This is a genomic window from Bacillus atrophaeus (assembly GCF_001584335.1).
In the GTDB taxonomy this organism is placed as follows: domain Bacteria; phylum Bacillota; class Bacilli; order Bacillales; family Bacillaceae; genus Bacillus; species Bacillus atrophaeus.
In genome coordinates, this window is the sequence record NZ_LSBB01000020.1 from 885,883 (window position 1) to 902,421 (window position 16,539).

The following is a 16,539-nucleotide window of genomic DNA, read 5'->3' on the forward strand; positions in this document are numbered from 1 at the left end:
TCTTGACGCCTACAGATCGGGAGAATTAACCATCACTGAGGTAGAAGAACAGCTTCAAGGCATAAAGCGGCAATCGTCTAAAGGTCCGCTTTCAGAAGGTCAAAAAGGGTTATGGATGCTTCAAAAAATGTCTCCTGATATGGGCGCTTATAATATTCCTTTATGCTTTCGTATCAGTAAGAAATTAGATATAGAGAAATTCAAGAAAGCCCTTCTGTTTGTGCAGAAACAATATCCTGTTTTAACCAGTGTGATCAAAGAGGAGAATGGGATTCCTTTTCAAACGGCTGAGTCATCAAAGACTCTTCATTTTGAGGAAGCGGATATGTCAGATATGAATTCATCTGACATTCTGCCTTTCATCAGAGAAAAAGCAAAAGAACCTTTTGTACTGGATAAAGGCCCGTTAATGCGCACTCATCTTTTTCATTTATCAAAGGATGAATGCATGGCGCTTATTACGATTCACCACGTGATTTTTGACGGTGTTTCGCTGTTGACGTTTATTTCAACGCTTTTAGATGCGTATTCAGAATTTATTCAAGGCAGAGAGCCGGCTTTACAGGTTTTATCAGCAAGCTATCATGATTTTGTTGATTGGGAGAAAAACATGCTGGATACAAGAGAAGGGGCAGAGCATCTTGCTTACTGGAAAGAACAGCTTTCCGGGACACTGCCTGTTCTTGAGCTTCCGGCCGACCATCCCCGGTCTTCAGCTCAGAAAGGGAAGGGGCAGGCTTATAAAAGCTTGCTCCCTCATGAACTGGGCAAACAAATCAAATCATTCGCACGTTCCCATCACGTGAATGAATCTGTTGTGTTTCTCGCGCTTTATAAAGTGTTGCTGCATCACTATACGAATCAAAAGGACATCATTGTCGGAATGCCGACGATGGGGCGGCCTGAAGACAGTTTTGAATCTATCATCGGCTATTTTATCAATATGATTGCGGTGCGGAGTAAGGAAATAGGCACACAGACATTCACAGACTTCATTCGTGATTTGCAGCTCACAGTAGCTGATGGCCTGGACCATGCTGCATATCCGTTTCCCGCGCTGGTAAGAGAATTACATGTAGACCGCGCGGCAGCGGAGTCTCCTGTTTTTCAAGCGGCCTTTCTCTACCAGAATTTCTTTCAAACAGCAGGTGTAAACAACATGCTGGAACAATATCAAACTCTCGGCATCGAATTTGTTGAAGAACTTCGCCAAGAGGGGGAGTTTGAACTGGCATTGGAAGTTTACGAGCAGGGCGATGAAACAGCGCTTCATCTGCTGTATAATCCTGATTTATTTGAAATATCCTCCATTGAGAGGATGATGGGACACTATATAAAGCTTGCGGAAGAGATCATACACGATCCGTCTGCGTCACTTGAGACGTACTCTAACCTATTACATCTAGAGCAAACCAATTTGCTGAACCAGTGGAATGCGACAGAGACAGATGATTCAAAAGACAAATGCATCCATGAAATTTTCGAAGAAAAAGCGAAAAAAACCCCTGATGCGATTGCGGTTATTTTTGAAGAAGAAACTCTTACATATCAGGAATTAGATGAAAAAAGCACATCGGTGGCAGTGTACCTTCAAGAACTAGGCGCAGGCCCGGAAAGTGCGGTCGGAATTTGTACGGAACGTTCGTTGGATATGCTCGTCGGAATTTTGGGTATTCTCAAAGCCGGCGGTGCGTATGTGCCGTTTGATCCGAATTTCCCGAAAGAGCGATTAGAATTCATGCTCAAGGATAGTGAAGTATCAATTGTCCTCACGCAATCAAAAGTATATGACAAAATAGAGCAATTGCATGTGAAAAACATAAACATCATAACTATTGACTCTGCCTGCGAAAAAACTAACCTGACTCAACAAAACAGAATCCTGAAACGGGAGGTAAAACCGCATCATCTCGCTTATATCCTTTATACCTCCGGCAGTACGGGGAAACCTAAAGGGGTCATGGTCGAACACAGAAGCATTATGAATACCCTGAATTTTCTTGAAGCTCATTATCCCGTCACCGCTGAAGATGCGTATTTATTGAAAACAAACTATGTTTTTGATGTATCAATATCGGAATTATTCGGGTGGTTTATAGGAAATGGCCGTCTCATTATTCTTCCGCCTGGCGGGGAAAAATCACCCCAGCTATGCATGGACTATATTGAGAAATACCAAGTGACCCACATCAATTTCGCCCCCGCCATGCTGAGTGTTTTTTTAGAAATGGCGGCAGATCATAAGGGTTTTACAGAGAATGGCCCGATCAAATATATGATGGTTGCGGGAGAAGCATTCCCTAAAGAATTGGTGAAAAAGGCGGTCGCTATTTTTAAAAACAGCAGTATTGAAAACATTTACGGACCTACGGAAGCCTCTATTTACGCTGCATATTTCGGATGCACGAAAGAGGAGATTTCCAGTCATCATACGCCGATCGGAAAGCCAGTTTCCAATACGCGGATTTATATTGTGGATCAGCACCTACAACCTGTTCCGATCGGAAAGCCCGGTGAGCTCTGTATCGCAGGAGACGGATTGGCGAGAGGATACTACAACCAGCCAGAGCTGACAGCGGAAACATTCATAGACAATCCGTTTGAGCCGGGAACAAAGCTTTACAAAACAGGTGATTCAGCCAGGTGGCTGTCTGACGGTAATATCGAATATTTGGGACGCATTGACAGCCAAGTGAAGATCCGCGGCTTCCGTATTGAGTTAGGCGCAATTGAATCGAAACTCAGTGAATATCCGGGAATTCTGGATCAAGCGGTAGTCGTCAATCAACTGGAGGGCCATAAAAGGCTGGCAGCCTATTATACCGAGCAAAAGTCGGCTGTTGATCCGAAAGAGCTGCGCCGCCATTTGAAATCCAGCCTGCCTGAATATATGATTCCTTCGCACTTTATCCGCTTGGATGAGATGCCGTTAACGCCGAGCGGGAAAGTGAACCGGAAAGATCTGGAGTATCGGAAGATAGTTTTGGAGAGAAAGAAAACAAATCTTCTGCCGTTATCGGAAGTAGAGGATAAAGTGCACCGTATCTGGGAGGACATTCTCAAGGTCAGCGGGTTTGGAGCAGAAGACGGATTTTTCGATGTGGGAGGCGATTCTCTTCTTGCCGTGACTGCGGCTGAACGGATCAAAAAAGAATTGGATTTCGAGTTTAGTGTAACGGAACTATTTGAGTACTCCAACATCAGAGCAATCAGTCAATACATTATTGAATCCAAAAAGACGGATGCGGTCCATTCCTCATTTGACAAACAGCAGGAAATGAAAAGGGATGAAAAACAGCCGGAACAGCAAACGCTCCCGCCATATGCTGAAGACAGCGTGGCGATTGTGGGCATTTCATGTCAATTTCCGGGTGCGAAAAACCATCATGATTTTTGGACGAACCTAAAAGAGGGCAAGGAAAGCATTCAGTTCTTCTCAAAAGAGGAGCTGCGCACTTGCGGCGTGCCGGAAGAACTGATTCAACATCCTGACTATGTTCCTGCGCAATCCGCAATAGAAGGAAAAGACTTGTTCGACCCTGGTTTCTTTCAAATGTCTCCTAAAGATGCTGAATTTATGGACCCGCAGCTTCGGCTCTTATTGCAGCATTCTTGGAAAGCCATAGAGGATGCAGGCTATGTGTCTAAAGAGATTCCGGGTACAAGTGTGTATATGTCGGCAAGCAATAACTCGTACAGATCGTTATTGCCAGCGGAGTCAACAGAAGGGCACGAATCTCCTGACGGCTATGTGTCATGGGTGCTGGCCCAAAGCGGAACCATTCCAACGATGATTTCACATAAGCTCGGGTTAAAGGGACCCAGCTACTTTGTCCATGCCAACTGCTCTTCATCGTTAGTAGGGCTGTATCAAGCGTATAAAAGTATAACTTCAGGTGAAGCGAAATATGCTTTAGTCGGAGGAGCGACATTGCACGCGCAGTCAGGCATAGGTTATGTTCATCAAACTGGATTGAACTTTTCAAGTGACGGACATGTAAAGGCGTTTGATGCGTCTGCCGACGGAATGGCCGGAGGCGAAGGAGTGGCGGTCGTCCTGCTTAAAAAAGCCGCGGATGCGGTGAAAGACGGAGACCATATTTATGCCCTCATGAGGGGAATCGGTCTGAATAATGACGGAGCGGATAAAGTCGGTTTTTATGCACCGAGCGTAAAGGGGCAAACAGAAGTCATTCAGAACGTATTGGATGCAGCAAATATTCATCCCGAAACGGTCAGCTATATTGAAGCACACGGGACAGGAACCAAATTAGGAGACCCGATTGAATTTTCCGCTTTGAATCAGGTTTATAAACAGTACACAGACAAAAAACAATTTTGCGGAATCGGTTCGGTGAAAACCAATATTGGACATTTGGACACAGCCGCAGGTCTAGCCGGCTGCATCAAGGTCGCCATGAGCCTATACCACAATGAGCTTGCGCCATCCATCAACTACCGCGAGCCGAATCCGAACATCAATTTGGACGACTCTCCCTTTTATGTGGTCAAGGAAGGGAAGTCATTAGAAAAAAAGGAGACGGTACATCGTGCGGCTCTAAGTTCGTTTGGGCTTGGAGGAACTAACGCCCATGCCATTTTCGAACAATATGCCTCTTTCTCAGATGTCAGGGAGGAAAGTAAGGGAAATCCGCCGTACCTCATTCCTGTATCGGCCAAAAACAAAGAGCGCCTGCAAGCATACGCAAGAGAACTGCTGGCATTTATCAATCGGAAAGATCAAGTGCACATTTGTTTAGCAGATGTGGCGTACACATTCCAGATCGGCCGGGAAGCAATGGACAGCAGAGTCGTCTTTATGGCGAGTGATGTTGAAGAATGGAAACAGCAGCTGGAGAACTTTATAGATGGAAAGCTGCCGACAAAAGGCTGTTTTCAAGGAGAGAAGTCACGAATCAAAGATGCTGCGCCATGGCTGGAAGACGATGAAACACAAGAATTGATTTCATCATGGCTTTCCAAAGGCAAGCAGAAAAAGCTGGCCGAGATGTGGGCAGAGGGCCTTCATGTTGAATGGCGGAGGCTTTACCCGCATGCGAAGCCGCAGCGCATGAGTTTACCGACATATCCTTTTGCTGAAGAACGCTATTGGCCTGAAATCAGCGCCGCAGATGATAAACGATCGGCAGGACCATCTCTTTTGCATCCATTGGTGCACCATAATACTTCTGTTTTATCAGAGCAGCGGTTCAGTTCCATCTTTACCGGGCAAGAATATTTTATTGCCGAGCATATCATTAAGGGAATGGCGATCGTGCCGGCGGCTGTCACGCTTGAAATGGCCAGAGCCGCTGTCGAACAAGGGCTGGATGATGTAAAAGAACAGCGGACCATCCGTCTTAAAAATGTGGTATGGGTTCGTCCGGTTGTAGCGGGGCATCAGCCGATCAAAGTCAATATTGGACTTTATGATGAGGATGACGGGCAGATTCTCTATAGAATGTACGGCGAACCGGAAGACGCTGACACAGATCCTGTATTATACAGCCAGGGCATTGCGGAATTATGCCAGACAGATCATGTGACTGCGTTGGATCTTGCCGCTATAAAAAATCAATGTAATCAAGGCAGCATGGATACCGCGTTATTCTATGCGGGAATGATCGGAGCTGATTACGGGCCGGGATACAAAGCTGTAGAGACTGTTTATATGGGAGATGGCCAATTACTCGCCAAGTTATCTCTTCCGGACTCCGTCTCTCATACGCAAGACCAATATGTCCTTCATCCGAGTGTCATAGATGGAGCGTTACAGGCCGCTGAATATTTGCAAAATATCACCAGGGCCGGGCTTTCTGGCAGTGAGGAGGACTTCAAAGCAGCATTGCCGTTTGCTTTAGAGGAACTTGAAGTCATTCATCATTGCGTTCCTGATATGTGGGTTTATGTTCAATTCAATGAGAAAAATAAACCGGGGGACTTAATACAGAAAGTCGATATTCATCTATGTGATGAGCATGGAACAGTTTGCGTACGTATAAAAGGATTTTCGACAAGAGTGATGGATGGGGATGCACCATCTGAAGCCGGTTCAGAAACCTTAATGCTTGAACCTGTTTGGAAAGAGCAAAACGCAGCCCCCGGCGCACAGGCTCATGAATATGCGGAGCATCTTGTGTTCTTCTGCGAATATGACCAAGAAATCCGGGATCGCGTTGAAGCGGAAATGGGGCATGTTGTTTTCAATTTAGATGGAAGACCTGGTTCACTTGAGGAACGCTTCCATTCTTATACCGAACAAGTTTTTAAGAAGGTTCAAGCTATTTTTCAGAGTAAACCGCAAGGCAGCATTCTGGTTCAAATTGTCACCTCCTCAGAAGGCGAACAGCAATTGTTCTCCGGGATGACAGGACTGCTGAAAACAGCCGAGCTGGAACATGCCAGACTGACAGGCCAAATGATTGAAATCAGCGATAAAGAAGGCTGGGAAAGCATTTCTGACAAACTGAAGGAAAATCAAACAAACCGCGGCGCACATATCAGATACAAAAACGGTAAGCGATATATCGCCGATTGGAATGAATTAGAACCTGCAAATCATGAAGCCGGACATCCGTGGAAAGACGATGGTGTTTATCTCATCACAGGCGGTGCGGGAGGCCTAGGCCTTATTTTCGCAAGAGAAATTGCCGAAAAGACGCAACATGCGTCATTCATTCTTACAGGCCGTTCACCGCTTGGAGAGAACAAAAAGAGAAAGCTTGAAGAAATTCGCAATATGGGAGCAAACGTTTCCTATAAACAAATGGATGTTACCGATAAAATCGGAGTCTATCAATTAATTAACGACATTCAGCAAGAGTACGGCCGTCTTAATGGCATTCTTCATAGCGCTGGAATCATTAAAGACAACTATATGATCAAGAAATCAGCAGAGGAACTGCATGCGGTGCTGTCACCTAAGGTAAAAGGACTTGTTTACTTAGATGAGGCGAGTAAGGATATGGCTTTAGATGTCTTCATTCTCTTTTCATCTCTTTCTGGAAGCATAGGCAGCATCGGGCAGTCGGATTACGCGGCGGCTAATGTATTTATGGATGCGTATGCCGGATATCGCAGGACGCTGGCTGATCTTGGGCAGCGGCACGGAAAGACCATATCTGTGAACTGGCCATTATGGAAAGAGGGCGGCATGAAGGTCGATAGAGAAACAGAAGAAAGACTTGTGCAAATGGCCGGAGTCGTTCCTTTGGAAGCAGAAAAAGGCATAGGGGCGTTATACCAAGCGCTGAATTCCGAGATGAACCGGGTCATGGTCATCCAAGGCGATTTGCAGAAAATCAAGCAAAAACTTCTGCAAAAACAGGCTCCGGCTTCTGCTGAACAGAAGGTAACGGAAACTGTAGCTGAACCAATAAGAAGAATTGATACCGGCAGCTTGCTGGATAAAGTGAAAGCTGTTTTAAAACAAGAGGTAGCCAAATTACTAAAGGTGAAGATTGGAGATATTGATGACTATGCCGAGATGACGAAATATGGCTTCGATTCCATATCCATGACGGAATTCACCAATCACTTAAACCGGAATTTTAAACTTGAACTGACGCCTACCATCTTCTTTGACCATCCGACGATTCATGAGTTTGGCAAACATTTGGCACAAGAATATGAAGCTGTATTTGCGGAAAAATTTACGGTGCGCGCCAAAACACAGTCTCGTATTCCGGCTGCAGATAAAAAAGAAGAACAAATTCAAGTTACAGCCAAAAAGCGACGTACACGGCAAGTGATCCTGCCGGAAACAATGCAGGGTGAATCTGCTCCTGAGCCAATCGCCATAGTAGGGATAAGCGGCATTTTCCCAATGGCGAAAGATGTTGATGCGTACTGGCATAACCTGAAAGAAGGCAAGGACTGCATGACGGAAATACCGAAAGACCGCTGGGATTGGCGCGAGTACCAAGGAGATCCCGCCAAAGAGGCAAATAAAACAAACGTCAAATGGGGCGGTTTTATTGATGGAATCGGGGAATTTGATCCTTTATTCTTCGGTATTTCCCCGCGCGAAGCCGAGCAAATGGAGCCTCAGCAGCGTCTGTTATTGACGTATGCATGGAAGGCGATTGAAGATGCGGGGTATTCGGCGAAAAGTCTGTCAGGCACAAAAACAGGCGTATTCATCGGGACGGGCAATACAGGCTATGGTTCGCTTCTTTCAAAAGCAAACTCGGCAATAGACGGTTCTGCAGCGGCAAACACGAGTCCGTCAGTCGGTCCGAACCGGGTCAGCTATTTCCTTAATCTGCATGGCCCGAGTGAACCTATAGACACAGCGTGTTCGAGCTCATTAGTCGCCATTCACCATGCGATCTCTTCTATCGAAGAGGGCACCTGTGACATGGCGTTAGCCGGCGGCGTAAATACCATTATCCTGCCGGAGGTTTATATCAGCTTTGATAAAGCGGGAGCATTAAGCAAAGAAGGCAGATGCAAAACATTCTCAGATCAAGCTGATGGTTTTGCACACGGTGAAGGGGCCGGCATCCTGTTTCTGAAAAAATTAAAAGCAGCTGAAAAAGCGGGAGATCATATTTACGGAGTCATCAAAGGAAGCGCAGTGAATCACGGCGGCCGTGCTGCTTCTTTGACAACGCCTAATCCGAAGGCACAGGCAGAAGTCATTCAGGCAGCATACAAAAAGGCGGGAATTGATCCGAAAACGGTAACTTACATTGAAGCGCACGGAACCGGAACGGAACTGGGTGATCCGGTTGAAATTAACGGATTAAAGGCCGCTTTTAAAGCATTGGATATAAACAAAGGAGATTCGGCTGTCAATAGCAATTATTGCGGATTGGGTTCGGCGAAGACAAACATCGGGCACTTATCGCTTGCAGCCGGTGCAGCGGGCATTATCAAAATTTTGTTGCAGCTTAAGCACAAAACACTAGTGAAAAGTCTGCACTGCGAGTCTATCAATCCATACATTCAGCTGAAGGACAGTCCGTTTTATATCGTGCAGGAAACACGAGAGTGGAAAACGATACAAAACGAACAAGGTCAAGAGCAGCCGCGGCGTGCAGGCGTAAGCTCATTTGGCATCGGCGGTGTCAATGCCCATGTGGTCATCGAAGAATATGTTCCGAATTCCGCAAGATCATCTGTTGAAACGCCGTACATCACTTCTCAAAATCCGGGAATCTTTGTGTTATCCGCGAAAAATGAAGTGCGGCTGAAAGAACATGCGAGGCAATTGGCAGATGCGATCGGTAAATCATACAAAGACGAAGATCTCATCAATATCGCTTACACTCTGCAAGCCGGGCGCGACGCAATGGAAGAACGGTTAGGGATTATTGCCGGATCGGTTCAAGAATTGCAAGAAAAATTAAAAGAGTTTGCAGAAGGTCAAAGCAATGTAGAAGATTTGTATAGAGGCAAGATTGATAAAGGCACATTACAAACGCTGACAACGGATGAAGAAATTCAAGAGGCCATTGAAAAATGGATGGAGCGCGGCAAGTTTGCCAAGCTGCTTGAGTTATGGGTGAAGGGACTGGATGTCGACTGGACCAAGCTGTATGCCGATAATCAGCCGAAACGCATCAGTTTGCCGACCTATCCGTTTGCAAAAGATCGCTACTGGATTTCTGACAATAGTGAAAAGAACAGAACCCTTGACTCAAACAAAAGAGCTTCTCATTCAGTCACTTCTGCTGTGTTACATCCATTAATGCATCAGAATACGTCGAATCTCATGGAACAGCGGTTTAGTTCCATCTATACGGGAGAAGAATTTTTCCTTGCGGATCATGTTGTAAAAGGGCAGCGGATTTTACCGGGAGTGGCGCATCTTGAAATGGCGCGGGCTGCTATCGAACAGGCTGCAGAATTACAAGAAGGCCAGAACAGCATCAAGCTGAAAAATACGGTTTGGGTGCGGCCGATCGTTGTAGAAGATCAGCCGCTCAAGGTTCACATTGGGCTTAGTCCTGAAGATCATGGTGAGATCGCGTATGAAATTTACAGCAATCCAGAAGCCCCTGATGAAAAACCAGTCGTTTACAGTCAGGGCAGTGCTGTATTGAACCCTGATGCAGATGTGCCTGTCATTGATTTGCGTTCTCTGCAGGCGCAGTGCAATCAAAGTCAATTCACTGTCAGCGAAGTATATGACACTTATAGAATGATAGGGTTTGACTATGGCCCGGCTTTTCGAGGGGTAGAGAGGGTTTACACAGGAGAAAATCTGGTATTGGCAAGACTATCGTTACACCCGGCTGTTTTGGATACGGTGAATCAATACGCAATGCATCCGGGTCTGATGGACTCCGCATTGCAGGCATCAAGCATTCTGACAGGAGCCGGCGATAATCGGCTGATGCTGCCTTTTGCAGTCCAAGAACTTGAGGTCTTTGGGGCATGTTCTTCTGTTATGTGGGCATACGCCAGATACAGCAAAGACAGCAAAGCGACTGATAAGGTGCAGAAGCGGGATATCGATATTTGCGATGAAAACGGCAATGTTTGCGTACGGATGAAAGGATTGTCTTTCAGAGCAGCGGAAGGAGAAGCCGATGCAGCGGGGAATACGCAAACGAGGGAAACATTAATGCTGGAGCCCGGGTGGATACACCAGGATGCAGGAAAAGATGGCGACCCTGAATATGAACGGCATATCGTGATGGTTTGTGAAATGAACGGTATCTCAAAAGAAAGCATCGAAATGAGAATCAAAGGGGCGGAATGCATCGTATTGGAGTCCGTTCACGAGGGATTGGCAGAGAGATTCCAAGAATATGCAGAGCAGGCATTTGAAACCATACAGGGCATTCTCAAAAGTAAGCCGAAAGGACATGTATTGATTCAAACGCTTGCCGCTGCGCAAAGCAAACAGCAATTGTTCTCAGGCTTGACGGGGCTGCTTAAAACCGCCGGTCTGGAAAACTCAAAACTGAAAGGCCAAATGATCGAAATAGAGCCAAATGAAGAGATTGAAAGTATTGCAGAGAAAGTAAAAGAGAATAAAAGAAACGCAGAAGACCGGCATATCAAGTATGAAAAGGGCAAACGTTATATTGCTGATTTAAGCGAAGTTAACGAAACCGATCGTGAAATAACAATGCCGTGGAAGGACAATGGCGTGTATCTCATCACGGGTGGCGCAGGAGGACTTGGATTTATTTTTGCTAAAGAAATTGTGAGCCAAGTCAACCAGCCCGTGCTTATTCTCACAGGGCGGTCTGAGCTGAGTGCGGATAAGCACTCCCAGCTTAAAGAACTTCAACGCTCGGGTGCCCGGGCAGAGTACAGACAGATAGATGTGACGCAAAAGCTTGCTGTGGCAGATTTAATCACAAGCATAACAGCGGATTATGGCGACCTGAATGGCATTATTCATAGCGCGGGTCTCATTAAAGATAATTATCTGATTACGAAAAACAAGGAAGAACTGCAGCAAGTACTGGCACCAAAGGTAAAAGGGCTTGTCAACGTGGATGAGGCAAGCGAGCATTTGGCGTTAGATTTCTTTATCCTCTTTTCCTCTATATCAGGTGTCGTCGGCAGCGCGGGCCAGGCGGATTATTCGATGGCTAATGCTTTTATGGACAGCTACGCCGCTTATCGCAACGCGCTTGTGACGTCCATGTACCGGCACGGAAAAACCTTGTCGATCAATTGGCCGTTATGGAAAGAGGGCGGCATGCATGTAGATGAAGAAACAGAAAAGATGACATTGAAAAACACGGGTGTCACTGCCATGCGGACTGAAACCGGTATTCAGGCGCTATATAAAGGCTTGGCCTATGGCACAAATAACGTCATTGTCATGGAAGGCATCAGAGACATCATGAAGGATAAGTTGTTTCAAAAGACGCCTTCTGCGGCCGAGCCGAAGGAAACAGTGCAGGAACCAGTGGACCCGGCAGCAGCAATCGAGGATGGAGCCTTGTCGAATCAAATTGAGGAAGTTTTAAAGCAAGAGATATCTCAATTGCTTAAAATCAAACCTGAAGAGATTGATGCGGATGTTGAGTTTAATCAATATGGGTTTGATTCCATCACGCTGACTGAATTTGCCAACAAGCTTAATGATGAGTACAAGCTGGATCTGACGCCTACGATTTTCTTTGAATATGCAACAGTCAATACCTTTGCAGCGTATTTGTCAGAAGAGTATTTGGATAAGTTTACAGCACAATTTGCAGCGGATGTGAAAGTTGAAAAACCTGTACAGTCTGTTGAAAAAAACATAGAAGGCAACAGATTCTCACACAAACAGCGGTTTGCAAAACAAACAGTTCCTCCTGTGCAAACAGTGGCTGACCAGGCACCTGAGCCTATTGCCATTGTAGGGATGAGCGGGGTTTTTCCGAAAGCAGAGGACGTTGAGGAATACTGGGCCAACCTGAAAGAAGGCGTAGATTGTATTACCGAAGTGCCGAAAGACCGCTGGGATTGGCGGGAGTTTTACGGAGATCCTTTAAAAGAAGCAAATAAAACGAATGTCAAATGGGGCGGATTTATTGACGGAGTCGCCGATTTTGATCCATTGTTCTTTGGCATTTCTCCATTGGAGGCTGAGCAGATGGAGCCTCAGCAGCGTCTATTACTGACCTATGCATGGAAAGCGATCGAAGAAGCGGGATATTCAGCTCAAAGCCTCTCAGGGTCAAAAACGGGCATTTTCATCGGTACAGGAAATACGGGATACAGCTCACTGCTGTCCAATGTAGAAATAGAAGGCTCATCTGCCGCTAACATGAGTCCTTCAGCAGGCCCGAACCGGGTCAGTTATTTATTAAATATTCATGGGCCGAGCGAACCCATTGATACGGCATGTTCAAGTTCCTTAGTCGCTATCCATCACGCAGTATGTGCGATTGAAGCCGGGAACTGCGAAATGGCGATCGCAGGGGGCGTCAATACAGTTGTAACGCCTCAAGGCCATATCGCCTATGATAAAGCCGGAGCGCTTAGCAAAGAAGGAAGATGCAAAACATTCTCAGATAAAGCAGATGGTTTTGCAGTCAGCGAAGGAGCAGGAATCCTATTTTTGAAAAAACTGAAAGCGGCTGAGCAGGCGGGGGACCATATTTACGGAGTCATTAAGGGAAGTGCGGTAAATCACGGCGGCCGCGCCAATTCTCTGACAACCCCTAATCCGAAGGCACAAGCAGAAGTCGTAAAAACCGCATATACGAAGGCTGGCATTGACCCGAGAACCGTGACGTATATTGAAGCGCACGGAACAGGAACAGAGCTCGGGGATCCGGTGGAAATCAACGGATTGAAGGCCGCCTTTAAAGCGCTGTATGAGAAAACGGGAGACCCTTCTGTTCAAACGAGCCATTGCGGACTGGGGTCAGCAAAGACAAACATCGGGCATTTGTCGCTTGCGGCCGGTGTAGCGGGCGTCATCAAAATCTTGTTGCAGCTAAAGCACAAAACGCTTGTGAAGAGTCTCTACAGCGAGTCGGTCAATCCGTATATTAAGCTTGAAGACAGTCCGTTTTATATCGTGCAGGAATCAAGGGAATGGAAGGCGCTCAAAGATGCAGAAGGCCGGGAATTGCCTCGCCGGGCAGGAGTAAGTTCATTTGGCATCGGAGGCGTAAATGCCCATGTGGTCATCGAGGAATATATTCCAAAAGAGACCTCTCCGGCTGCTGAAGCGCCAGCTGTGTCATCTCAAAATCCAGGCATCTTTGTCTTGTCGGCAAAAGAAGAAGAACGTCTGAAAGAACAAGCGCAGCAATTATCAGAAGCTATCAGCAAGCAATCCTTTACAAACAGTGATCTCATTGATGTTGCGTACACGCTTCAAGCGGGACGTGATGAAATGGAGGAAAGGTTGGGGATCATCGCCGTCTCGGTTCAAGACTTGCAGGAAAAACTGAAAAAATTTATAACAGGCCAAACAAATGCGGAGGGCTTGTACAGAGGCAGAGTTGACAAAAGAGCATTACAGACGCTGATGGCGGACGAAGAAACGCAGAAAGCCATGAAAAATGGATGGGAGCACAGGACTTACGCAAAGCTGCTTGAATTATGGGTGAAAGGAATGAAGATGGATTGGAACAGCCTGTATGGAGAGGATCAGCCGAAACGTCTCAGCCTCCCGACCTATCCATTTGCGAAAGAACGTTACTGGATAACGGATATGAAAGAAAAAGATCAAACACATCAAATATCAATAAAAAGCGCCGGTGCAGCAGTCATCCACCCATTATTACAGGAGAACATATCCGACTTGTCAGAGCAGCGCTTCAGCTCAGTCTTTACCGGTCAGGAATATTTCTTTAAGGATCATATGGTGCAGGGCAGTCCGGTAATGCCGGGCGTGGCTTATCTGGAAATGGTGCACGCTGCCGTCACGCAGGCGGTCAGAGGGCTGAAAGATAAACAGTCTGTCATCCAGATAAAAAATGTCGTATGGATTCAGCCGATTGTATCAGACGGCCAGCCCGTTCAAGTCGACATCAGTCTCGACCCTCATCAGGACGGTGAGATTGCATTTGAAATCTATACTGATGGTGAAAAGAACGAACGACATATTCACAGCCAAGGCAGCGCAGTCATCTGCGGCGCTCAAGAAATGCCAAAGCTTGATATCGGCACTTTGCAGGCGCAATGCAATCAAAACACGATTTCAGCGGAACAGTGCTATGAGTTATTTAAGGCGATCGGCATAGATTATGGCCCGGGCCTTCAAGGAATCAAAAACTTATATATCGGCTGCAATCAAGCATTGGCGGAGCTTTCCTTGCCATCTTCGGTCTCTGGCACAACAGATCAATTCGTTCTTCATCCGAGCATGGCGGATTCTGCTTTACAAGCGTCGATCGGGTTAAAGCTGAATTCAGGTGACGATCAGCTTTCCTTGCCTTTCGCACTGCAAGAACTTGAAGTCTTTAGTAAATGTACGGGCCGAATGTGGGCGTCTGTCACATCTCGTACAAACGAGGAGAGAATCCAAAGGCTGGATATAGACTTGTGTGATGAACAAGGGCAGGTATGCGTGAGAATCAAGGGCATCTCATCTCGGGTGCTTGAAGAAGACGGCCAAAGCCCCCGTGACCGGAAGACGCCCGAAGTGACGGAATCACTTAATGGAGCGCTTCTGATGGCGCCGTTATGGAATCAAGTTCATGTGGAAAAGAGCAGAGTCGTTCCATCAGCTTCTGAGCGTGTGGTCATTATCGGAGGAGATGAGAAGAGCAGCAAGGCTGTTCAAAGTCAGTACCCGCACGTGCAATCTCTGACTATAGATCAGCATGATCGTATTAATGAAATTGAATACAAGCTGAAAGCATGCGGTGCGTTTGACCATATTGTCTGGATTGCTTCGGCCCGTTCTGCCGGGAAGAAAGCGGACAATGAAATGATTGAAGCTCAGAACCAAGGAGTTATCAAGATGTACAAAGTCATAAAGGCTATGCTCGCTTTAGGCTGCGGAGACAGGGATATAAAGTGGACGGTGGTGACTGAGAACACCCAATTTGTCGATCAGCATGACATTGTAAATCCTGTACACGCAGGGATTCACGGTCTGATCGGTTCCATGGCAAAAGAATACACCAATTGGCAGACAACACTGATTGATTTAGGCGCTGCTGATGATTGGTCGCCAGAGATATGGTCCTTACCGGGCGATCGGGATGGGAATACATGGGCCTGCCGGAATAAGATTTGGCACAAACAGCGCCTTGTCCCCGTGCACAAGACCCAATCTGTTCAGTCCAAGTATAAGCATGGAGGCGTATATGTTGTGATAGGAGGCGCAGGCGGTATAGGAGAAGCCTGGAGCGAATACGTCATTAAAACATACCAAGCCCATGTGGTGTGGATTGGCAGAAGGAAAAAGGATGAAGCCATCCAAGCCAAGCTGGACAAGCTTGCGGACTTGGGGCCGGCCCCGTTTTATATCGAAGCTGATGCGGCAAACCAAGTAGATTTAGAAAACGCATATGAAAAAATTAAACTAATGCATCAAGAGATTAATGGAATCGTTCATTCTGCCATCGTTTTACAGGACCAGAGCCTTGCCAATATGACCGAAGAACGCTTCAGAAATGTTCTTTCGGCAAAAGTGGATGTAAGTGTGCGAATGGCCCAAGTCTTCCAAAATGAGCCTTTGGACTTCGCGTTGTTTTTCTCGTCAGTACAATCATTTGCGAGGGCTTCGGGACAAAGTAATTACGCAGCAGGCTGCAGTTTCAAAGATGCTTTTGCTCATTGGCTTTCGCAAGTATGGCCTTGTGCAGTGGCCGTGATGAATTGGAGTTATTGGGGCAGCGTCGGCGTTGTTTCCTCACCCGATTATCAGCAGAGAATGGCTCAGGCGGGCATAGGCTCAATTGAAGCCCCAGAAGCCATGGAAGCATTGGAATTACTGCTTGGCGGACCGTTACATCAGCTTGTGCTGATGAAAATGGCAAACGAAGCTGCCAGTGAAGCGGAACAGTTAAAAGAAACCATTGAAGTGTATCCGGAAGAACATAGCTCTACCATTCAAAAACTGCGAAGCTATCATCCGGGAGACAGCACAAAGATCCAACAACTGATATAAGGAGG

Annotated in this window: 1 protein-coding gene; it reads left to right on the forward strand. The window is 46.5% G+C overall.

The features are described 5' to 3' along the window. Window positions 1-61 precede the first annotated feature (61 nt). Window positions 62-16,534, forward strand: coding sequence for a non-ribosomal peptide synthetase (locus AXI57_RS17920; RefSeq protein WP_141292137.1), 16,473 nt, complete (start codon window positions 62-64; stop codon window positions 16,532-16,534). The last annotated feature ends 5 nt before the right edge of the window (window positions 16,535-16,539 follow it).